This window comes from Anabaena sp. CCY 9613 (assembly GCF_963920895.1).
GTDB lineage: Bacteria > Cyanobacteriota > Cyanobacteriia > Cyanobacteriales > Nostocaceae > Cyanocohniella.
In genome coordinates this window covers 44,789-67,659 of sequence record NZ_CAWUDE010000018.1, presented here as the reverse complement: position 1 = coordinate 67,659, position 22,871 = coordinate 44,789, and the positions used below count along the sequence as shown (strand labels likewise).

Genomic DNA, 22,871 nt, shown 5'->3' with positions numbered 1-22,871 from the left:
AAGACGGGGTGATGTCAAAAAATAGACTTGCATGTTATTTAATTCATGTTGCTAAAGAGGTAAAAGTAAAGGTGGAGTAGTTAATTTCCTACTCAAAATTCCCAACTCAGTACTCAACACGTAGGACTCAAGACTGATGCAAGATAGGCAAGAACAAATTTCACAAGTTGTGGTGACTGCCGCGCAAATGCGGGATATTGAGGAACGTATCTTTGCCGCCGGAATGCCTGTAGCAGCTTTGATGGAAAAGGTGGCAGGATTAATTGCCCATCGTGTTCAGGAAGTGGCGGGATCTTGTGTGGGAGTTTTAGTTGGCCCTGGTCATAATGGGGGGGATGCTTTGGTTGTGGCCCGTGAATTGCACTTTCGCGGGTATCAGGTGTGGATATATTCTCCTTTTTCTAAATTTAAGGAATTAACTTCACAGCATTTACAATGTGCCCAGAGTTTAGGTATCCCGTATTATCAAGAAATTTCGCAATTGCCAAATTGTGATTTTTTAATTGATGGGTTGTTCGGATTTGGTTTAGAAAGACCAATTACTGATGCTATGGCCTCGGCAATTAATCAATTCAATACTTGGCATCAGCCGATTGTGAGTATCGATATCCCTTCAGGTATCCACACTGATACAGGTGCAGTTTTGGGAACAGCCATTCGCGCTACTCACACGTTTTGTCTAGGTTTATGGAAGTTAGCTTTTTTTGAAGATGCCGCTTTAGAATATATCGGCAAAGCTGAATTAATTGATTTTGATATTCCCCTGGCTGATGTGTGCGCTGTGTTAGGAGATGCACCCAAAATTAAACGCATTACCCCAGCAACAGCATTTGCTACTTTACCTTTACCTCGTCCATCGGTCACGCATAAATATAAAGAAGGTCATTTATTGCTAATTTGTGGTTCCCGGCGCTATGCGGGTGGGGCAATTTTAACTGCTTTGGGTGCGCGCGCCAGCGGTGTGGGAATGCTTTCAATTGCTGTGCCAGAATCTTTAAAACATCTTTTGGTGTCACATTTACCAGAAGCATTAATTGTCGGTTGTCCGGAGACAGAATCAGGTGCGATCGCTCATTTGCAATTGCCAGAAAAAACTGATTTGAGTTCCTTTAGTGCCATCGCCTGTGGCCCTGGTTTAACTCTAGATGCTAACCCCATTGTCCAAGAGGTAATGGCGAGCGATCGCTCTTTAGTCCTCGATGCTGATGGATTAAATATCCTGGCACAAATGGGCGCAATTCCCACATTACAAAAGCGTGCAGCACCAACAGTCATCACGCCCCACACTGGTGAATTTCAGCGCTTGTTTCCCGATATTGCCGATCCCCAAAAAGACAGAATAAAAGCAGTACAAACAGCAGCAGTACAAAGTGGGGCTGTAGTCTTATTAAAAGGGGCAAGAACAGCTATAGCCAACTCCCAAGGTACAATTTGGATTAATCCTGAAAGTACCCCAGCTTTGGCTCGTGGTGGTAGTGGTGATGTCTTGACAGGGTTAATTGGGGGATTATTAGCCCAAGCAGCAACCAAGCAAATTCCTCTAGCAGATATTGTCGCCACAGCGGCTTGGTGGCACTCCCAATCGGCGATTTTAGCAGCCCAAGAACGTACAGAACTAGGTGTAGATGCGTTTACCTTGACACAATATCTGATGAAAATTATCAGTAATTTACCTGCTACACTCGTTCCCAAATTTTTCGGTCATTCCAAAAATTAGGCGTAGTTTGGGTTAAGCACAGGGCAACCCAACACCCAAAGACCTTGGCATTGTTGGGTTTCGCTATGTTCTAACGCCACTTTGCTCAAGTCGGGAAACCCGCCCATGCAAATGGCTCCCCAACCTACATTTATTTTCCCCTCTCCAGAGTGATAGAAAAGGGTTACTGAGAGAAAATCACAAGATTTTAAAAGTGGGTGACCTGAGACTCGAACTCAGAACCAGCAGATTAAGAGTCTGATGCTCTACCATTGAGCTAGTCACCCGAACATAGAAACTGATGATAGCATATTTCTGGCTTATTCACTAGTGATGCTGGGGCAAATTGCTGAAGAAGCCATATCTATGGTGAGCTACATTAACGCCTGGGGAAATTGCACGATAAAGCTGGTTTGACCATCTGCACTCTCTACATCAATAGAGCCACCGAGATTTCTCACCATTTTTTGTACTAAAGCCAGTTCCAATCCTGTACCGCTATATTTCCAGGGATCGTTTTTGGAAATGTGATAAAACGGCTCGAAAATCCGTGACAGGTCATTGGCGGGGATTTCTAATCCAGAATTGAGAAAAGTCAGTTGTACTGTATCTACTGTCAAGTTAACAGCTAAGGTGATTGATTGACCAGCACGGGTGTATTTGCAAGTATGATTTAACAGTTCGGTAATTATCTGCTCTAAATCAGTGATGTCTGTTTCTAACAGTGGCATTCCCGACTCTATGATCAGATTTAATTCTTGTTTCTGACAACTGGTAAGTTCCCGAAAAGACTCCACAATGGGTGGTAGCCAAGTCTGGAGATCAATGGCAATTAAAGTCGGGGGATCAGGTTGGGTTTCTAGATAGGTAAGTTTTCGTAAGTCGTTAATTAACTTACTTTCTCTGCCACACTCGTTATGCAGAATCTGTAGGAGTTGCGGTACTATTTCGATATCTAAAACACCTTCTGGCGTCAGTACACTTTCCAGGGTTTGCACAGCCAGACTGATGCTGGTTATGGGTGTTCGCAATTCTTGCGATAAAATCCGGAGAAATTCATTTTTTAAACGTTCTCGTTGTTCTAATTCTTGAATTTGTGCTTCAGTTCTTTCATAAAGTTGTCCTTGACGAATTGCGATCGCACATTCACTAGCTACCTGCTGCACTAAACTGATTTGACTTTCATCAAACATCTCTTGTGTAGGTCTAATCAGCCAAATATTTCCCACAATTCCTTGATCATCAAATATGGGACAAGCTAGCTGTGTGACTAGCTGTAACTGGGGATGCCATCCAGGGACAATTTTCACAGATTGCCAATGCTCTTTTTGCAACAGTGTGGGGTAAACTTCGGGAAAGTCTGCAATCTTTTTGGTCGCTCCCTTGTCGGGGGGTAAATTTGCTTTGTCTTCGTAAGCTATACTCACCAATTTGCAGCTATCGCTATACAGTTCAATGTAACAATTCTCAAGTTCTAGTAATTTGGCTAATTCTTGAGTCGTTGTTTGCAAAACCTGTGTTGCTTGGCGATTATCGCGGATTTGTTCGGTAATGCAGCGTAACAGCGTTTGAAAGTTTTGTACTTGCTGTAACTGGGCTTGATGCTGCTGGGACTGAGATGCTAATTGTGATTGGAGATGCTGTATCTGCTGATGCAGTTCGGCTTGGTGAACGGCGATGCCAATTTGGGTGGCTAATTGCTTGATTAGGTCAACTTCAATTTCTGGCCACGCATAGGGTTTATAGCAATGTTGGGCAATTAATAGTCCCCACAAATTTTGCTGTAACAAAATCGGCACAACTAAATTTGCTCTTACTTGCCAAGAACTCCAAAAGTCTATTTGACAAGGATCTAAACCTGCGGCATAAATATCTTCAATAATTTGAATACAACCCAGTCCGTGACGTTTTTTATATTGGGTACTGAAGCCGGGATCGCAGAAGTTTTTGCCCCGCAGTTTCACACCAAGCGCTACCGTAGATTCGGCGATGATTGTGCCACTGTTGTCAGGTTTAATATGATAAATCAGGACGCGATCGCAATGCAAACACTGGCGGATTTCTTTGACTGTCTGCTGAAGAATGATCTCTAACTCCTCAGACTCACTCACGCGTTGGGCGATGGCTTCTAATAACTTCTCTCGTTCTACCTGCATCCCCCTTGCTTGTTTTACCTGTTTGGCAGGAGTAATATTACTACTAGTGCCAATTAGTCGGTAAATTTTCGAGTTAGCATCCCGTATTGGTGTTAAGGTCGTACTCCACCAAGTAGTAACTCCTTGAAATTGCAAGCATTGTTCATAGGAAATAGTTTTACCAAAGCGCACGCAATCAGAGTAATGCCGACGTACTTTAGCCGCATCAATTGGCGAAAGAATATCTTCTGGTTTTTTGCCCCTTAAGTCTTCAGAACTAATACCTACCCATTGTTCATGAGTAGGGTTCAGTGCGACATAACAAAAATCACTATCCTCTAAAACATCTACAACAAATATAGATGCCTGCACAGAATCGTACATACTCAGTAGAAATTGTTCACTACTACTGTGTTCGTTAAATTCTGTAGCGAAGAGAATATGAGGAGATGATTTTTTTTTCAACTCTACGGTGAAGTCAGTTGGATTTATAGTCATGAGAGATTCCCTATCTACTATTACTGACTATTTTTCTAGGCGCTTTCTAGTAATTTAGCTGTTAAAAATTGCTGTTTTGCGCCTAAAGCAAAGTATTATTTAGTCTTTTGATATCGATTTTTATGTGTTTATATTTCTTGCCGGAAATATCGGTAGAATAATAACATTAACTTAATCTAGGGTTTAAATATAGAAATATCTTATTTTGCTACAGTTTCACTATTATTTTTTATTAGAAATATTTTTAGATTCTTGCATATACTTACGTACAAGCAAAAGACATATTAATCAATTGTAATATTTATTAACGAAGAGCCTACTCTCTAAATGGGAGTAGCCAAAGACAAGTAACCTTTTCCTAAGTAGGGATTCAGGCTTTTAATCACCCCCAAGATAACTCACAAGTGGAGGGTTTCACCCCTTCGACGTAGGAGTTCATCTACTTGTAACAAATTTAGCGATTGCAGAAAATCCGACCTTAATTGCGGTAGATGATATACATCCCACCCATGTAGAGAGCGATGAGAATTAATCCATCCCAAGTGACATAAATGCGGGAGCGACTAACGGCATGATAGATTAACCCAGCGATGGCCACTGAAGTCATAATCATGGCCACAATGGCCGTGAACAAGTGAACTGGATTAATCTGCAACCACAAATTTCCTTGAAAGTACACCAAATCATAAATCCCTAGAATTGCCAAATTCCAGAGATTCGAGCCAAAAATGTTAGATACAGCCATTTCTACGGCATTCATCCGCATAGATTCCACTGACACCACAACTTCCGGTAGAGATGTCGCCCCAGCCAACAACAATGCACCGATAAAACTTTGCCCCAAACCAGTCACCGTAGCCACTTCGTCGCCCAAAAACGCCAGCCAGACACCGAGAATAACCGTAGCCACTGAGAAAAAAGCAAAGCTCAGATATGCTCGTTTTCTCCCGACATGCTGGTATTGAAAAGCTTCTGCTTCTACCTCCAAAATAGCCGCCCGTCGTCTAGTTTCAAACAAAGCAATTGTCCGCGCGCTCACCCAGTAGAGCAAAATTAATAACAAACTGGGAATACCCACCCAAGCCAAAGTCAAATTAATTCCTGTAGAAGTCAACAACATCCCCGCCGCCGTCACCCCCAACATGGCACAGCCGAGACTAGCCGCCAATCCATGACTCACAGGCGCACGCTTGAGTAACGGTTCCGGCCCACTAAAAATATCCAGTAGTCCCAAAATTAGTAAATTAAACATACAACTGCCCAAAATGCCCCCCACAGCCAAATCTGGGGCATTCAATACCACTACAGCACTCACCCCTGTAGCCAATTCTGGTAAAGATGTAACACCTGATAATAGCAGCGCCCCAACCCAGCTACGCCCTAAACCAGTTTTCTCAGCGACAACATCAGCACTCCGCGATAGCTGCATTCCTACAGCAATCACTAAGAGAAAACATACGAAAACTTGGAGGAAAAGGAGCATGGGGATTAGGGACTGGGGAACTCTGGGAATGGGGATAGGGAAGAATTTAATGCACTACATACAATACCTAAAACCCTAAATACGAAAATAATTACGAATTACGTAAAGCCCTAGCGGGCATAGCTTCGCTTACCGCGTGAGCGTGCCGTAGGCTCTATTACGAATTATTTTGACTACTTTTAATGTTTTGAGGCTGGTATCTGCACAACCACTGATAAATCCACCCATTGCTTGAATTTGCTGGAGATATTCTAAAGCTGTTGGAGCAATCAGTTCCCCTGGCATTAAAACGGGAATCCCTGGGGGATAAGGACAGACGATTTCAGTGCAGATGCGATCGCTTGTTTGTTCCAAAGGCAAAGTTTCACTAACAGCAAAAAAAGCTTCGCGGGGCGACAGTCTTAGTTTATCATCCCATACAATGCACCCGTTTTTTGTTGACGGATGACTATTATTCTCCCCTCCCCATTGCCCATGACCCTGTATACCCAATCTAGTAAAACCTTGGACTAGTTTCTCTATATCCTCTGGGGTATTACCTAAAGTAATAATAAAGGTGACATTTTGCCATGATGCAAATTCGGCTGTCACACCTAGTTGTTCATCTAAAATTTCTTCGGCATCAAATCCAGTGCAACCTAAACCGGAAACAGTCACAGTTAACCGTGTTTGATCTAAATTTGGCATTTGCAAAACTGATAATCCAGGAATTTGGCTAATTCTCGTTCTCGCTGTGTCTGCAAGTTTTAAGGTGCGAGACATGAGGGCGTTTCCTTGTAAGGCCATTTGTTGGCGTGCTGCATCTAAGGAAGCTAAAAGTAGATAACTGGGACTGGTAGATTGAACCAGTTGTAAAGCCTTACTTACTCGGTCAATATTTATTCTCTGTCCTTGAACATGTAACATCGATGCCTGTGTCATAGCACCAAGAACCTTATGGATAGACTGGACAGTTAAATCTGCGCCTGCGGCTAAAGCTGGGGTAGGTAATTGTGGATGAAAGACAAAGTGCGCGCCGTGTGCTTCATCTACGAGTAATGGGATATTGTACTGATGAGTAATGTGAGCGATCGCTTGGATATCTCCACAGACACCATAATATGTGGGATACACTGTCAACACTGCCTTGGCATCAGGATGCTTTTGTAGTGCAGCTTCTACAGCTTCAGGCGTAATACTATGGGCTATATCTAAAACTGGGTCATATTCAGGATTGAGAAAAATCGGTATAGCACCAGAGAGAATTAACCCGGCGATGGCAGATGAATGCACATTGCGCGGCATAATAATTTTATCGCCTGTGCCACAGGTAGCGAGAATTGCCGCTTCAATCCCACAAGTAGAACCATTGACCAGAAACCATGTTTGTGAAGCGCCAAATGCTGCGGCTGCTAGTTGTTGGGCTTTTTGAATTACACCTTGGGGTGCAAACAAATTATCTAAATCTGCTAGTTCTGTTAAGTCCGCACGAAAGACTTTTGTCCCCAGTAAGTCAGCCAAGGGTTGATAAATGCCCTGTCCTCGCTTATGTCCTGGTGTGTAAAAAGGAGCGTGAGCATGAGTTATACAAGCTTTTAAGGCATCTAATAAGGGTGTTTGGTTTTGATTAAGCATTATGTCAGCACAGAACCGCCAATGATAAAACTTGAAGTCTGTTAGGGCATATTCATAGACGATGAAATTTTTCAATGAAAGCAATTACCTAAGTTCTTGCGATCGCCTTAAATATTCACCTAAGTTTCCAAAATTTCTCCAGAATATAACGATGTAAACCTGGAAACGTAGATCAACAATAACGTCTTTTAATCTTTCCTTAATTGCTTTTTAATTATGAATTACGGCAAAATGGTATTATTAAGTAGTCAAATTTAATACAACTGTCATATTTATTTAATCCGGGGTAAATGAGTTGCTTTTGTTTGCTTGAGCAAGTTGGAAACAAGTCAAATCTAGCGAATGAGCAAACATAAGGACGTTTTTTGGTGCTGTTGGCAACTACTCCTCGTGAAAGTTTGCCAACTGTATCAATGTCTCGGTGGGGGAGAATGTGGGATTTTTGAATGACGTTAGCGCAGCTGACCGCAGGTATAGCCTGTTAGCAAATCGGTGCAGACGGCGTAGTTTTTTGCTGGGTACGGGATTCCTCACAGGGTTAACAATTACTAGCCAATGGCAACCAGTATTAGCAAACCTGAGATTTTCTAGCTATCCGTTCAGTCTGGGTGTTGCCTCTGGTGATCCTTTGCCGGATAGTGTGGTGTTATGGACTAGACTAGCGCCCCAGCCGCTTGCTGGAGGTGGAATGCCATCCAGAGATATCCCTGTGCAGTGGCAAGTTGCTCTAGATGAAAACATGAGACAAGTTGTGCGCCGAGGAAAAACGCTGGCAAAATCAGAGTTAGCGCATTCGGTACATGTTGATGTCCGGGGGCTAGATCCTGATCGTTGGTATTGGTATCAATTTAAAGTTGGCACAGAAGTTAGTTCCATAGGACGAACTCGTACAGCACCGGCAATTAATAGTTCTATTCCCCAACTCAACTTTGCTTTTGTCTCTTGTCAAGACTGGCAAAATGGCTACTATACAGCCTATAGGCATATGGCTGATGAAGACCTCGACTTTGTGGTGCATCTGGGTGACTACATTTATGAATGTGGGCAAAAATCTGGAGGTGTACGTCAACATAACAGTCCAGAAGCTTTTACCCTGGAAGACTACCGCAACCGCCACGCTTTGTATAAAACTGACTCAAATCTCCAAGCTGTTCATGCTGCCTTTCCTTGGATAGTCACTTGGGATGATCACGAAGTTAATAATAATTATGCCAACTTAATGTCCCAAAACAACCAAACTCTAGAGGATTTTACACAACGGCGAGCCAATGCTTACCAAGCCTACTACGAACACATGCCACTACGTTTGTCTTCACTACCTCATGGTGTGAATATGCAGTTATATCGGCGGTTCACCTTTGGTGATTTAGCTGAGTTTAATGTGTTAGATACTAGGCAATATCGGAGTAATCAACCTTGTAATGATGGATTTCAACCCCGTTGTCCCCAAGCATTTGATTCTTCCGCTACCATGACTGGAGCAAAACAAGAAAAGTGGTTATTAAAGGGATTAGACCAATCGCGATCGCGCTGGAATGTGATTGCTCAACAGACCATGTTTGCCGAGTACAATTTTAAAATTAGCCCAGACTTAGGACTGTTTCTAGACGTATTTAATCAGGATCAGTGGGACGGCTATGTGGCTGCACGTCATCGACTCCTTAATTTTCTTCACCAGCGTCAACCTTCTAACCCAGTTATTATTAGTGGAGACATTCATTCTAGTTGGGTGCATGATTTGCAGCTGGATTTTGATAACCCAAATTCAGCAACAGTAGGCACTGAATTTGTCGGTACCTCAATTTCCTCTGACTTTCCTCCCCAATTAATTCCAGTCGTTCGATCTTCTTTGATCAACAATCCCCACACTAAGTTTTTTAACGCTACCTTTCGGGGATATGTCCGCTGCAATCTGAATCGAGAACGTTGGCAAAGTGACTATCGAGTTGTTTCCAGCATTGTTGACTTGAATGCCTCTATCAAAACATTGGCTTCTTTTATAGTGGAAAATGGACAACCGGGCGCACTTATCAATTAATTTTAAATTTAACACAATCTTAATCCCTACTTGATGCTGGGTTGGTAGGTTGCTTTTGTTTGGTTAAGCAAGTGTGAAACTGGTCAAATCAAGACACTGAGCAGATGCAAGGATGCTTTTTGAGGCTGTTTATCACTTAATCTTCTGAAGTTTGCCAATTGTATCAACATCTCAGTAGGGGTGAATATGGAACTTTTAGATTGCGATCGCCTGCTAGCAAATCGGTGTAGACGACGAAATTTTTTGCTGGGTGCAGGATTCTTGACGGGGTTGTCAATCACCAGCCAATGGCATCCAGTATGGGCTAACCCCAGATTTTCTGACTATCCGTTTAGTCTTGGTGTCGCCTCTGGTGATCCTTTGCCCGATGGTGTTGTCATCTGGACTAGATTGGCTCCTAACCCGCTTTTTGGTGGGGGAATGGCACTGCAAAATGTTCCTGTGCGGTGGCGAGTGGCCTCAGACGAAAACATGAGAAAAATTGTGCGTCGCGGCACAACCTTGGCAACACCAGAATTAGCACACTCAGTACACGTTGATGTCCGGGGGCTAGATCCTGACCGTTGGTACTGGTATCAATTTCAGGTGGGTAGGGAATTTAGCCCCATTGGACGTACTCGCACCGCACCAGCATTTTTTGGCTCTATCTCCCAACTCAACTTTGCTTTTGTCTCTTGTCAAGACTGGCAAAACGGCTTTTATACAGCCTTTCGGCATTTAGCTGAAGAAAACCTTGACTTGGTGGTGCATTTAGGTGATTATATATACGAATATGGGCCGCGATCGGGTGCGTCACGCCAGCATAATGGCCCCGAAATCATTACCCTGGAAGACTACCGCAACCGTCACGCTTTATACAAAACTGACCCAAATCTGCAAGCGGCTCATGCTACCTGTCCCTGGATTGTCACTTGGGATGATCATGAAGTTGATAATAACTATGCCAACTTGATACCTGAAGACAACCAAACCCTAGAGGCATTTACACAAAGACGAGCTAATGCTTACCAAGCTTATTACGAACATATGCCTCTGCGTCGGTCTTCATTGCCCAAAGGCCCAGATATGTTGCTTTATCGGCGGTTCACATTTGGTAATTTAGCTGAGTTTAATGTCCTAGATACCAGGCAATACCGGACTAATCAACCTTGTGATGATGGGCTGAAACCTCGCTGTCCCGCGGCCTTTGATAGCAATGCTACCATGACAGGTTCGGAGCAAGAACAGTGGCTGTTCAAAGGATTAGACCAATCGCGATCGCGCTGGAATATAATTGCTCAACAAACCATGTTCGCGCAATACAATTTTAATAGCACCCCCGATCTAGGAGTTTTCAATATAGATCAATGGGACGGCTACGTAGCAGCACGCGATCGCATCCTCAATTTTCTCAACCAGCGTCGACCTTCCAACCCCATAGTTATTACTGGAGACATCCATTCTAGTTGGGTACACGACCTAAAGCTTGATTTTAATCACCCAAATTCACCAACAGTCGGTACTGAGTTTGTGGGAACCTCAATTTCCTCTGACTTTCCCAGCCAATTTATCGCCCCTGTACAAGCTTCCCTGAGCAACAATCCCCACACTAAATTCTTTGATGGTGCGTTCCGGGGATACGTTCGTTGTCAACTGACACCAGCACTTTGGCAAAGTGATTACCGCGTTGTCTCCAGCATCACTGACTTGAATGCCTCTGTTAAAACCCTAGCTTCCTATGTAGTCCCAAATGGACAACCAGGCGCACTGATAAATTAACCACACGCGATCGTTAATATCAAACCAACCCCCCAGATTATATTTTGGGGGATTTCCATATGCAAACACAGTTGCTAGCAATAGCGATAAATTAATAAAAGGATATTTAACCGGGTAATCGCTATTTGGGGAGATGTCATCAGTGGAAGTTGTCATCTAGCTTAATAAAGTCGAATAATTAAATTGAGACATACCATGATTTACCCCACAGCGATTTCTATACCCGAACCACAAATTCCCCATCCTCAACCAAATCCACTCCCAACTCCCGAACCCACTCCAGGGCCAGTACCAGAACCAGTACCTACCCCCATTCCCCAACCAGTACCAGCCCCCATTCCCCAACCAGTTCCCGGAACAGTTCCCCAAACCATACCTGAACCTGTTTAAATTGACTCTGTACTTCACAAAATCTCAAATCGAAAATGCTAAGAGCCGGAATTGTCGGACTTCCCAACGTCGGAAAATCTACTTTATTTAATGCCGTAGTTGCTAACGCCAAAGCAGAAGCAGCTAACTTTCCTTTTTGCACGATTGAACCGAATGTCGGCGTTGTCGCAGTACCGGATGAGCGCTTAAATGTTCTAGCTAAAATTGCCAGTTCTGTACAAGTTATCCCGGCGCGTGTTGAGTTTGTCGATATTGCGGGTTTAGTTAAAGGTGCAAGTCAAGGTGAGGGACTAGGTAATCAATTTCTCTCCCACATCCGAGAAGTGGATGCAATTGTCCATGTAGTACGTTGTTTTGAAAATGATGATATTATCCACGTAGCCGGTTCTGTTGACCCAGCGCGAGACATTGAAATCATTAATTTAGAACTAGGTTTAGCCGACTTATCACAAATTGAACGCCGCATTGACCGCACCCGCAAACAAGCCCGCACCAGCAAAGATGCTCAGTTTGAAGTAGCAATATTAGAAAAATTAGCGGCTGCTTTAAATGAAGGTAAATCTGTCCGTCAAGTAAGTTTGGCTGAAGAAGAAGCCGAAATTATTAAAGGACTGGGACTACTCACCAATAAACCCATTATTTATGCTGCTAATGTATCTGAAGAAGAGTTGGCAACAGGTAATGAATTTGTGGAACAAGTCCGGCAAGTTGCGGCTACTGAAAATGCCCAAGTTGTCATAGTTTCGGCGCAAGTAGAAGCTGAATTAGTAGAATTACCAGAAGAAGATAAAGCTGATTTTCTCCAATCTTTAGGCGTAGAAGAAGGTGGCTTGAAATCTTTAATTCGTGCTACCTATGCTCTGTTAGGCTTGCGGACATATTTCACTTGTGGCCCTAAAGAAACCCGCGCTTGGACAATTAATGCGGGGATGTCTGCACCCCAAGCAGCAGGAGTGATTCACTCTGATTTTGAGCGAGGATTTATTCGCGCCGAAACTGTTGCTTATGATGCTTTAGTTACGAATGGTTCCATGAATGCGGCGAAGGAAAAAGGCTTAGTTCGCAGTGAAGGGAAAGAATATGTTGTGCAAGAAGGGGATGTGATGTTATTCCGGTTTAACGTATAAATTTGCGTATAACAGACATCTTGTTTGTTCTGGGCGGGCGAGGACGCCCACCCCACAATAATTTTTTTTACTCTCCTACTCCCTATTCCCTAATTTAACCAATGGGATGATTACCAGGATTTACAGCATGAATATGCTCACTACCCGATTGCGGTCTGCCCCTTTTGTAACAAGCTTCTTCTGGTTTACCCCAACCTAATTGTAAAATCATTTCCAAAAAGCTAGAATTTTCCCACTTCCACAAACTAGCCCATTCGGTAATTTGAGCAATTCTCTCTACATCAGGTTTGAGAATTTTTTGGTGTTGTTTATTATTATTAAAACTCAAATATAAATCCATCCCCGCAGTCACTTCATACCAAAATTCCAACATAGAACTTTTGGCATTTTTGAGTATTTCTAAGTCTCCACTCAGGGCGATTAATTCAGTATTTACTTCTGGGTAATGGAGGCTTTTACCTTTGACTGTCATCTCCCGCCAGACAATACCTGAAACTTTGTGTTCCCTCTGATATTCGTGAATGGCAGCTTTAAAATCTTGATAGGCGGTGAACTTTTGTAGCCCGTCAGTTTGGATAAACTGGTCAATGACAGGGTTACCAGAAACTGTTACCTCTAATTTTAGGCGTTTACCTGTGAGGCAAGCTTGGCGTTCATCTGCCAAAATTTGAATTAGCTCCTCGGTAGTATAAACCTTTGACATCAGAACACACTCTATTAGTCATTAGTTATGGACTTGAGATTAACTCCTAACTGGTTGTCAGATGGTAGATGTTTCAGGCAGTTATTTAAATATTATCCTTTGTCATCCAGGGGAATGCAGTATCAGATAAAACTGAAATTGAGGGCAGACCAATTTGGCCTACCCTCAAAGTTACTCGGCTAACTCACTACTAAACTCATTGAATGAACGCCGTTTTAACTGTACTGATTCGGTACGGGGCAACAAATCAAACACTTCTCGAAAGCTATCGTCTATTTCCTCATAAGGTACTTGACCTTGCTTATTCAAAACTACCTTACCTGACTGATCAAAGACTACAACTTGAGGAACAGCCCCAGAGTAGTAATATCCTGGTTCGGTGGGGTCATAGGTTTGTTTGAGAGGAATGGTATCCACATTAATGGGGATAATTTCTGCCGCCCGACCATAGAATTCTTGTACCTGGGAAATGGAAATGGCGTATCTTTTGCAATCACTGCTGTCATCCACATAGAAGGCTAAAAATACAGGTTTATTATCTGCTAAAGCCTTGGCCAAACTTTCTTTGGGAGGAACCAGTGAACCATTACCAGCATAGATTACAAAAATGTTGCCATCATAAACATCATCATCAATACCAGCAAATGCAGGTTGGACACTTATCACTAATAGACAAGCAAGCAGTAACAAGCATTTGGACACCAACCGTCGCCAGTCAGCAATTTGTTTTTGTAAAAAAAGAAACTTTTTGCTATTCATCAAAGAGAACCTTGCAAGCTACTAATGGCTGTGAGTGTGTGCTGAATTCGGCTAACTGGGCTGGATATATAATTACACCCGCACTCTATTTTTTAAGATAACGCCTACTGGGATTATCTCTCGAAAGTGGGTAGCTTTGTTTGGGAAGTACGGAATGAGGGAGATGGGACTGGCTTTTTGGGCAAGGATTCGTTAAACTCACGCTTATTAAATTACGCCGTGTGCGACTTTCTCTCAGACCTAACCCCCAACCCCTTCCCTACAAGGGAAGGGGAGCAAGAATCAAAGCCTCTCGACCTTTCGGGAAGAGGAATGGACGCGGGGTTTCAAGAATTAAGTCGCACAACGCGTTAAATTTGCAAATTAAAGACTATTAATTAGCAATTACTGGAAGATTGGGGAACGAATGTGGGAAAGAAAATAAGACTCATTGATAGACTGCGACTCGGTTTCGCGGTGTTAGTGGCAAAAAGTGTGACGTTTGTTGTGCGATCGCTCCGTCTGGGTGCTGCTAGTGTATTACCAGGCTCTATTGCTCGTCGCATTGAACCCCGAATTTTAGAATTACTGAGTCAGCAAGTAAAAAACGGAGTGATTCTCATTGCTGGTACTAATGGTAAAACTACTACAGCGCTACTTTTATGCACGATTTTAGAACGCAATGGTTACCGTATCGCCCATAACTCTACAGGTGCAAACCTGGAAAACGGCTTGATGACGGCTTTAATAGAAAACACCAACTTAGTGGGTGCGCTGAACGTTGATTACGCCATTCTGGAAGTAGATGAAAATATTGTACCGAAAGTTTTACAACCTCTCCAGCCGAGAATTATCCTCTGTTTAAACTTATTCCGCGACCAACTTGACAGGTATGGGGAAGTAGACAGTATTAGTAAGCGTTGGACAAAGGTCATCTCTACCCTCCCACTAGAAACGGTAGTGATTCCCAATGCTGACGACCCGACTTTATCTTATCTCGGTCAACAGCTACCCCAAAAGGTTTTATTCTTTGGGATGAATGAACCGGAACACTATTTAGAAGCCATTCCTCACGCCGTTGATTCGATTTATTGTCCTAGTTGTGGACACTCTCTAGATTATCAAGGTGTGTATTTGTCCCATTTGGGAGATTTTACCTGTCCCAAGTGTGGTTTTAGTAAAAGTCAGCCCACACTAGAAAGCAGCCAATGGTCACAAATTTTGGTGGGTTTGTATAACAAATATAATACTTTAGCGGCTGTGACTGCGGCGCAAGAGTTAGGCGTTGATCAAGCGATAATTCAAGATACAATTAACAACTTTCAGGCTGCTTTTGGTCGTGCTGAAGATTTGGTCATTAACGGTAAACGAGTGCGAATTTTGTTATCCAAAAATCCTGTGGGGACAAATGAAACAATTCGCGTGGTGACGCAAAGCACTGATCAAACTACACTTTTGGTATTAAACGATCGCACACCCGATGGTACTGATGTATCATGGATTTGGGACGTAGATACAGAAAAATTAGTGGAACGTGGCGGGACTTTAGTAGTCAGTGGCGATCGCGTCTATGATATGGCCCTACGTCTACGCTATAGTGAAAAGTCGGCGCAGAGTCACCTAAATTTGATTGTAGAATCAGATTTGCGTCAGGCCATCGCCACGGCATTGCAACATACACCAGACAATGAAACTCTCCACATTCTACCCACCTATTCAGCGATGTTAGAAGTGCGAGAAGTTCTCACTGGGCGTAAAATTCTTTAACTGGTGAGAGTCAATCAGGTTCGGTAATTACGGGGACAATAATCGCCTCTGGGTCAACTGATAGTTGACTTTGGGCTTGGTTGCGAGCGTTGATGGCTTCTCGATAATTAGGCTTGTATTTCAACGCTTGATCATAAGATGCCATCGCCTCTTTATATCGTTGTAAATTGACTAAAGCATTCCCTCTGCTGTACCAACTTTCGGCATGATTTGCTTGATAACGTACCGCCCGATCATAAGCTGCGATCGCTTCTTGATATTTTTGTAAAATATATTGGGAATTTCCCAAGTTATACCAAACTTGATAATCATTTGATTTAATAGATGCGGCTTTCTTATAAGATTCCACAGCTTCTTCATAGCGTTGGCTTTGATGTAGCGCCCATCCCCGACTGTACCATGCTTGATAATCTTGGGAATTAGATTTAATTACTTGATTAAATGATTCAATGGCTTGGGGATAACGCCGTAATGTCATCAGTACATTACTTCTAGAAAACCAAGCGGGGTGGTAATTTGGTCTATATTGGACTGCGTTATCATAAGCTGTTAATGCATATTCGTAACGATTTAAATTCACCAGCGCATTACCCAAGGCATACCAAGCTTGACTATAATCTGTTTTTAATTCCACAGCTTTTTCGTAGGCGGTAATTGCATCTTCATATTGCTTTAATTTATGAAAAGCTAACCCTTTACTATATAAAGCTTCGTAATAATCTGGCTTTAATTTTATGGCTTGGTCATATGCTTGAATTGCATTATTATATTGCTGTAATTTACTAAAAATTTCCCCTTTAGCAATCCAAACCTCAATATATTCATTATCTAATTGTAAGGCTTTATCAAAAGAGGCGATCGCTTCTTGGTAGCGCTGTAAATTCTGTAAAGCAAAACCCCTACCACTCCAAGCTTCTACATAATCTGGTTGAATTTGAATAGCATTGTCGTATGCGGCTAAGGCTTCTGGATATTTTTTCAATTTAAATAATGTTTTGCCTTGACCGTTCCACCCTTGGGCATAATCTGGTCTAATATTTACTGCTTCTTCATAGGCTGCCAAAGCATCTTGATAGCGTTGGAGGTCAAATAAGGTACTTCCTTGATTAGATAATGCTGTGGCGTTATTCGCATTAATAAAATTAATCACAAATATAGAAGCAACACCACTTGTTCCTACCAAAAATATGCCTAAAGCTAACTTAATTAATATGCCTTTTTTGATTTGTGGGATTTTTAACTTGCTAATCTTATTAATAGGCAAGGCCACATTAGTTGGTAAAGCCGGACTCAAAACTAAAGTCCCAGAAGCAGGTTTTTTTAACTCTTTTAAACTTTGCAGGGCAACAGTTGCGGAAGTATAACGTTGCCGAAAATCGTAACACACCATTTTGTCGATAAATTGGGCAAACTCTGGTGAGACTGTGGCTTGATTTTGCCAAACAATTTCATTACTATCAACATCAATTTCTAACTGATTTGGTGATAATCCTGTGAGGGCTTGAATAGCGATGATTCCCACCGCATAGATATCACTGCTAAATTTGGGTGTACCCTGGGCTTGTTCGCCTGGTAGATATCCAGGAGTACCGATGGCAACAGTAGCTTTTGTCTGCCCTTCAGGACTAACTATTTGAGTGGTAATTTGCTTAACAGCCCCAAAGTCAATTAAAACTAACTTGTTATCTTCCTGGCGTCTGAGTAAATTGTGGGGGTTGATATCGCGGTGAATTACTTGTTGTTGATGGACAAATTCTAATATTTCTAAAACTTCTTGAATTAGGTCAAGCACCTGTTCTTCACTTAAGGTGGTTCCTGGCGTTAACTCCTGACTCAAGTCATGTCCAGTAATCAATTCTTGTACTAGATAAAATTCCGCGTTTTCCTCAAAGAACGCTAAAAGCTGAGGAATCCGGTCATGAATCCCTAATTTATACAAAACTTGCGCTTCAGTATCAAATAAACGCCTAGCTGTCTCTAAATTTGCTGGGTCAGTGGCTTGAGGTTTCAATCTCTTGACAACACACTGAGGTAATCCAGGCAAGTGAGTATCACTTGCAACAAAAGTTTCACCAAATCCCCCACCCCCTAAGTGGCTAATAATTTGGTATCTTCCAACAAGTGTCTTTCCTAGCATCTCGTTTGCCTAGTTGAGTGCATTGTGTCTGATTCCAATCTTGCCACAAATTAACTGGAACAGGGAGGAACGAGGGGATGGAGGATGGGGAGATGGGGAGAAGATTCATCTAAAATTTAAAATTCATATGATTCCTGTTGGTGATAATATTCGTAGTCGTCATCAGCCAATAATTACTTATTGGCTAATTGGTATTAACATTGTCATATTTTTATGGCAATTAAAACTAGAATTTGCTGGGGAATTAGGCTCTTTTATCAATATCTGGGGTGTAATTCCTGCTCAAATGAGTGGGGCTATTACCCATGCAATCCACGTCACTCCGGCTGCTTGGATAGTGGTTTTTTGGGGTTCGGCTTCACTGTTTACCCGACTGTTTCTCCACGGTAGCTTTAGTCAAATTTTGGGAAATCTCCTATTTTTGTGGGTTTTTGGCAAAACTTTAGAAAACTTTATTGGACATGGGCGTTTTCTGGGGTTATATCTGGTTGCAGGGATATTGACAGGAATAGCGCAAATTTTGCTGGAACCGAATTTGACAGTTCCCTTGATTGGAGCGAATGGAGCGATCGCAGCTATCTTAGGAGCATATGTAATGCAGTTTCCTCAAGCTAAAGTAGACACAGTTGTGCCACTATTAATAATATACATTCCTCTAGAACTGCCTGCTTATTTCTATCTCTTTTGGTGGTTTATACAACAGCTATTTTATGGTGTAGGGAGCTTACACATCGCGCCATTTGGAGTTAATCCCCTTGGTACTACTTACTGGGCGCAGTTTGTTGGGTTATTTATTGGTGGAGTTTATATGAAGTGGAGAAAATAATTTGACGCCTATTGGGTATTATACATAAAAAGTGATTTCTGTATATATCTTTTGGCTGAAATTCTTATGTGCCTGATGACAGATTGTCTTTTTGAATTTGAGAATCCATACTCAATTAGGGCTATAGGGTGTAGACAATTGGGAGTAAAGTTATTTAGTGTAATTTGTATTGAAGATGCCAGACGTTAATAGAAATAACAGCGAATTTACTAACGAATTAGCATCTCTAAGACAGCGGATTGCTGAGTTGGAAGCATCAGAAATTGAGCATCAGCAAAAGTACACAGCACTAGAACAAAAACTAAAAATACTAGAAGCAAAACTGGCAACAGCAGAACAGCCTCATATTCAAGTTGCTGGGTGTGACATTCAATGGAATCTTGATGAAGGCACTTGTAAAGCTCTCAACTTACCAGTTGTCTTAATGTGGAGAGATACAACTCTGGCAGGATTCATGACAGGACTACAAGCTATGGTGGGTACTGAGCGTTTTGCTCTAGCTCTCCAAAGTGAAGGACGTCGGAGTGTGGAAGCCGATTGGCAAATAATTGCTCAATTTCCGGATTTTGCCGCAGGCTTCGCCATGCTGGCCCAAAATGCTAAGGGAGCAGGTTGGGGACATTGGCAATTGGTGGAATTGAACTGGGAAGAGCAAAAGTGTCGTTTTCGAGTCAAGAATAGTTGGGAAGGCGCTTATCAGAAAGCCTTGGGTGTCTGTTGGGGTAGCGGCATGATGGCGGGGAAGTTGGCGGGTTATTGCTCAAAATTATTTGCTACTAATTGCTGGAGTCAACAAACAAGCTTTATTGCTAACGGAGACGAATTTGACGAGTTTATAGTCAGTCCTTCCACCGAGTCTCTTGAAACAGAAATTGCCAATTTGCTATTAACAGATCAAGCCACAAGAGCAGATATGGCAGTGGCTTTGCAGCAACTCCAAAAAGAAATTCAGGAGCGCCAGCAGGTAGAAATAGCCCTTAGAGAAAGTGAAGAAAGACTGAGGCTAGCCTTAGATGCTGCCCGCATGGGTTTTTGGGACTGGAATATGATTAATAATCAATTAATTTGGTCAGAAAATCATCAACTGCTGTTTGGTCTAGTTCCAGGCAGTTTTGTAGGCACTTATGAGGCATTCATTAAATATATTCACCCAGAAGATCAACAATCTGTCCAACAAAAAATCACTAATGCTTTGGCACAAAAAATTGATTACATTGATGAATTTCGGGTGATTTGGCCAGACCAAAGTGTACATTGGATTTTTGGTAGGGGACAATTTATTTATAATGACCAAGGAGAAGCAGTACGCATGATTGGGGTTTGTACTGACTTTACTCAACATAAGCAATCAGAAGAAAGTAATCGCCAATTAACTACCAAGGTTCAAGAACAGGCAAATGTTTTAAATGCAATTCTTGCTACTTCTGTTGATCACATTTATATTTTTGATCGCAGAGGTCGCTATCAATATGTCAGTGACGGTGCGGCTACTACATTGGGTTTCAACAATCAGGATATTCTGGGTAAAGCTATAAAAGAATTAGATGTAGACCCAGATTTGGCTCATCGAGTAGAGAATCAATGCCAAATTGTCATGGCCACTGGACAACCAATTAAGGATGAATGCGAATTTAGTTTCGCAGATGGATCGAATTTTTATGAATACATCATTACGGCATTACGCAATACCGACCAAATTATTGAAGGTGTAATCATTGTCTCACGAGATATTACCATTCACAAACAGATAGAAAAGTCATTGCGTGACAGCGAAGCTAGATTTCGGCGGTTGTTTGAGTCCAATTTGCTGGGTGTGGCTTTTTGGAATGTGGATGGCTTGATTACGGATGCTAATGATGCTTATTTACAGATAATTGGTTATACTCGTGAAGAATTTAGCCGCTTAGGTAAAATTAATTGGCGACAACTTACCCCTCCAGAATATCAAGATGTAGACGATGGCGCCATTGCTGAGGTAACAGCTACTGGAGTTTCTCCAATTTACGAAAAAGAGTACATCCAGCGCCACGGTAAGCGAGTATCAGTTGTTTTGGGGCTGGCTCTATTCAATGACTCCCAAGATAACGGAGTAGCTTTAGTATTAGATATTAGCGATCGCAAACAAGCAGAAAAAGAACGTGATCTCCTCCTGCAAAGAGAACAGTCAGCACGTCAAGAAGCCGAAATTGCTAACCGAGTTAAAGATCAGTTTTTAGCAGTTCTCTCCCATGAACTCAGAACCCCACTTAACCCCATTTTAGGGTGGTCAAGATTGCTCCGCTGTCGTCAGTTTGATCCAAAAATTATGGAAATAGCCTTGGAAACTATTGAACGTAATGCCAAATTACAAACCCAATTAATTGAAGATTTATTGGATGTTTCACGCATTCTCCAAGGCAAATTGAGCCTCAATATTTGTCCAGTCAATTTGGTTATGGTGGTAGAAGCTGCTGTTGAAACGGTAAAGTTGGCAGCAAACGCCAGATCAATTGAAATTCAGACTATACTAAATCCTGGGTTGCGACAAGTAATGGGTGATTCTAGTCGCCTACAACAAGTTGTTTGGAACTTGCTATCCAATGCTGTGAAATTTACACCCATTGGTGGACGGGTAGAAGTTCGCCTAGAAGAGGTTGATTCCCAAGCGCAAATTCAAGTTATTGATACAGGTAAAGGAATCACGCCGGAATTTCTGGCTGATGTGTTCGATTATTTTCGTCAAGCTGACAGTACAACTACACGCAAATTTGGTGGGCTAGGCTTAGGTTTGGCAATTGTGCGTCAGGTTGTGGAACTACATGGGGGAACAGTTACCGCAGCCAGTCCAGGAGAAGGATTGGGGGCCACATTTACCGTCAGACTACCATTTTTGCTCAGGAGTGTAGAGGTAATGTATCCAGATAATAACGCTGAACTGTTGATGGCTGATGCTTCCTTGGTGGCGGGTATAAAAGTTTTAGTGGTAGACGATGAGCCGGATATCCGAGATTTAATTAGTTTTATTTTGCAAGAATATGATGTCAAAGTCACCACCGTCTCATCAGCACAAGAGGCTTTAGAAACTTTGTCTCAATGGATACCAGATGTTTTAATCAGTGATATTGGGATGCCAGAGACAGACGGTTATATGCTCATGCGTGAATTAAGAAAGCGATCGCCCGAACAAGGCGGAAATTTACCTGCGATCGCTCTCACGGCTTATGCTGGGGAAATGAATCAACAGCAAGCATTCGCAGCAGGATTTCAATTGCATATCCCCAAACCAGTTGATCCCGACGAATTGATGCGGGCCATCTGCTTTGCCTCAGTGCTACGCTATCGCTAGTTTAATTAATCGGGACTAATTATGAGTTACAGCCGCAATTCCCCGCTCAAAAATATCCACACAAGTCTCAATATAATCTTCACCGCTATAGTCGTTTTGTTGATAATTGACACTGCGGCACAGCATTCCAGCTAGTAGCATCCCTGTAAACATATCCACTACAGGAAATAAATCAATCTCAGATCTGACAATGCCACGTTGCTGACTAGATTGGAGATAAGCTAATAGTTTATCTTTTAAAGGCTTGGCAGCTTCTTTAATCACTTGCTTCGCCGCCTCAGGATGACGTTTAGCTTCACCAATGAAAGTGCGAATTAAGTCTTCGTATTCTTCCAGCATAGCGTTGTAAAGCTGGGCATAGTTCCTCAAGTCAACACTAAGATCCTGTGTCCAAGCTTCAGGATGCGCCAGGGCTTCTGTTTGGAGGGCTGAAGCATTTTCAATTACTGCTTTCAACAACTGTTCTTTACTGGCAAAGTGACGAAATAATGTCACCTCATTCACATCAGCAACACGGGCTATTTCACGAGTTGTGGCTCCTTGAATACCAAAACGAGCAAATACCTGCGAGGCAGCTTCTATTAAACGTGTACGGGTTAAAGCGGATGAGCGGAGAGTTTTATTCATTAATTGTTT

Annotated in this window: 15 protein-coding genes and 1 tRNA gene; 8 read left to right on the top strand and 8 right to left on the bottom strand. The window is 42.3% G+C overall.

Annotated features, from left to right (window positions below):
• The first annotated feature begins 136 nt into the window (after positions 1–136).
• Positions 137–1,717: an NAD(P)H-hydrate dehydratase gene (locus tag ACM0OT_RS19355; RefSeq protein ID WP_414566032.1), complete on the top strand. Its 1,581-nt coding sequence runs from the start codon at positions 137–139 to the stop codon at positions 1,715–1,717.
• Between the two features lie 194 nt (positions 1,718–1,911).
• Here the strand turns inward: ACM0OT_RS19355 and ACM0OT_RS19350 are convergent.
• The 4 genes from ACM0OT_RS19350 to ACM0OT_RS19335 form a co-directional block, all read right to left on the bottom strand.
• Positions 1,912–1,983 (bottom strand) — tRNA-Lys (locus ACM0OT_RS19350).
• A gap of 87 nt (positions 1,984–2,070) precedes the next feature.
• The gene (locus ACM0OT_RS19345; RefSeq protein WP_414566031.1) at positions 2,071–4,329 is read right to left on the bottom strand and encodes a GAF domain-containing protein; all 2,259 of its coding nucleotides are present in this window, start codon (positions 4,327–4,329) and stop codon (positions 2,071–2,073) included.
• 478 nt (positions 4,330–4,807) lie between these two features.
• Positions 4,808–5,812 (bottom strand): sodium:calcium antiporter, encoded by a 1,005-nt coding sequence (locus tag ACM0OT_RS19340; protein ID WP_414566030.1) that lies wholly within the window; start codon positions 5,810–5,812, stop codon positions 4,808–4,810.
• A 129-nt stretch (positions 5,813–5,941) separates the two neighbouring features.
• Positions 5,942–7,426, bottom strand: coding sequence for an aminotransferase class I/II-fold pyridoxal phosphate-dependent enzyme (locus ACM0OT_RS19335; RefSeq protein WP_414566029.1), 1,485 nt, complete (start codon positions 7,424–7,426; stop codon positions 5,942–5,944).
• Positions 7,427–7,868: 442 nt separating this feature from the next.
• Between ACM0OT_RS19335 and ACM0OT_RS19330 the strand changes: the two genes are divergently transcribed.
• The 4 genes from ACM0OT_RS19330 to ychF all read left to right on the top strand — a co-directional run bounded on the left by ACM0OT_RS19330 (position 7,869) and on the right by ychF (position 12,739).
• Complete coding sequence (locus tag ACM0OT_RS19330) at positions 7,869–9,464, top strand: alkaline phosphatase D family protein (RefSeq protein ID WP_414566028.1); 1,596 nt, start codon at positions 7,869–7,871, stop codon at positions 9,462–9,464.
• 186 nt (positions 9,465–9,650) lie between these two features.
• Positions 9,651–11,222: an alkaline phosphatase D family protein gene (locus ACM0OT_RS19325; RefSeq protein ID WP_414566027.1), complete on the top strand. Its 1,572-nt coding sequence runs from the start codon at positions 9,651–9,653 to the stop codon at positions 11,220–11,222.
• 195 nt (positions 11,223–11,417) lie between these two features.
• Positions 11,418–11,612, top strand: a complete 195-nt coding sequence (locus ACM0OT_RS19320; RefSeq protein ID WP_414566026.1) for a hypothetical protein — start codon at positions 11,418–11,420, stop codon at positions 11,610–11,612.
• A gap of 35 nt (positions 11,613–11,647) precedes the next feature.
• Positions 11,648–12,739, top strand: a complete 1,092-nt coding sequence (gene ychF, locus ACM0OT_RS19315; protein WP_414566025.1) for a redox-regulated ATPase YchF — start codon at positions 11,648–11,650, stop codon at positions 12,737–12,739.
• A gap of 94 nt (positions 12,740–12,833) precedes the next feature.
• Here the strand turns inward: ychF and ACM0OT_RS19310 are convergent, their stop codons facing one another.
• A complete protein-coding gene (locus tag ACM0OT_RS19310; RefSeq protein ID WP_414566024.1) occupies positions 12,834–13,442 on the bottom strand; it encodes a hypothetical protein in 609 nt (202 codons plus the stop codon).
• Between the two features lie 171 nt (positions 13,443–13,613).
• Positions 13,614–14,201, bottom strand: a complete 588-nt coding sequence (locus tag ACM0OT_RS19305) for a thylakoid membrane photosystem I accumulation factor (protein ID WP_414566023.1) — start codon at positions 14,199–14,201, stop codon at positions 13,614–13,616.
• Between the two features lie 408 nt (positions 14,202–14,609).
• On the opposite strand from ACM0OT_RS19305, the gene ACM0OT_RS19300 reads away from it, so the two are divergent.
• Positions 14,610–15,947, top strand: a complete 1,338-nt coding sequence (locus ACM0OT_RS19300; RefSeq protein WP_414566022.1) for a MurT ligase domain-containing protein — start codon at positions 14,610–14,612, stop codon at positions 15,945–15,947.
• A gap of 10 nt (positions 15,948–15,957) precedes the next feature.
• On the opposite strand, the gene ACM0OT_RS19295 is transcribed toward ACM0OT_RS19300, so the two are convergent.
• Positions 15,958–18,084 carry a tetratricopeptide repeat protein gene (locus ACM0OT_RS19295; RefSeq protein ID WP_414566021.1) on the bottom strand — a complete coding sequence of 709 codons (2,127 nt, stop codon included), beginning with the start codon at positions 18,082–18,084 and terminating at the stop codon, positions 15,958–15,960.
• 127 nt (positions 18,085–18,211) lie between these two features.
• Between ACM0OT_RS19295 and ACM0OT_RS19290 the strand changes: the two genes are divergently transcribed.
• Positions 18,212–18,910, top strand: coding sequence for a rhomboid family intramembrane serine protease (locus tag ACM0OT_RS19290; RefSeq protein ID WP_414566020.1), 699 nt, complete (start codon positions 18,212–18,214; stop codon positions 18,908–18,910).
• 175 nt (positions 18,911–19,085) lie between these two features.
• Positions 19,086–22,235, top strand: coding sequence for a PAS domain S-box protein (locus tag ACM0OT_RS19285; RefSeq protein ID WP_414566019.1), 3,150 nt, complete (start codon positions 19,086–19,088; stop codon positions 22,233–22,235).
• Between the two features lie 15 nt (positions 22,236–22,250).
• Here ACM0OT_RS19285 and ACM0OT_RS19280 read toward each other — a convergent pair whose 3' ends face one another.
• Positions 22,251–22,862, bottom strand: coding sequence for a TetR/AcrR family transcriptional regulator (locus tag ACM0OT_RS19280; RefSeq protein ID WP_414566018.1), 612 nt, complete (start codon positions 22,860–22,862; stop codon positions 22,251–22,253).
• Positions 22,863–22,871: the final 9 nt, after the last annotated feature.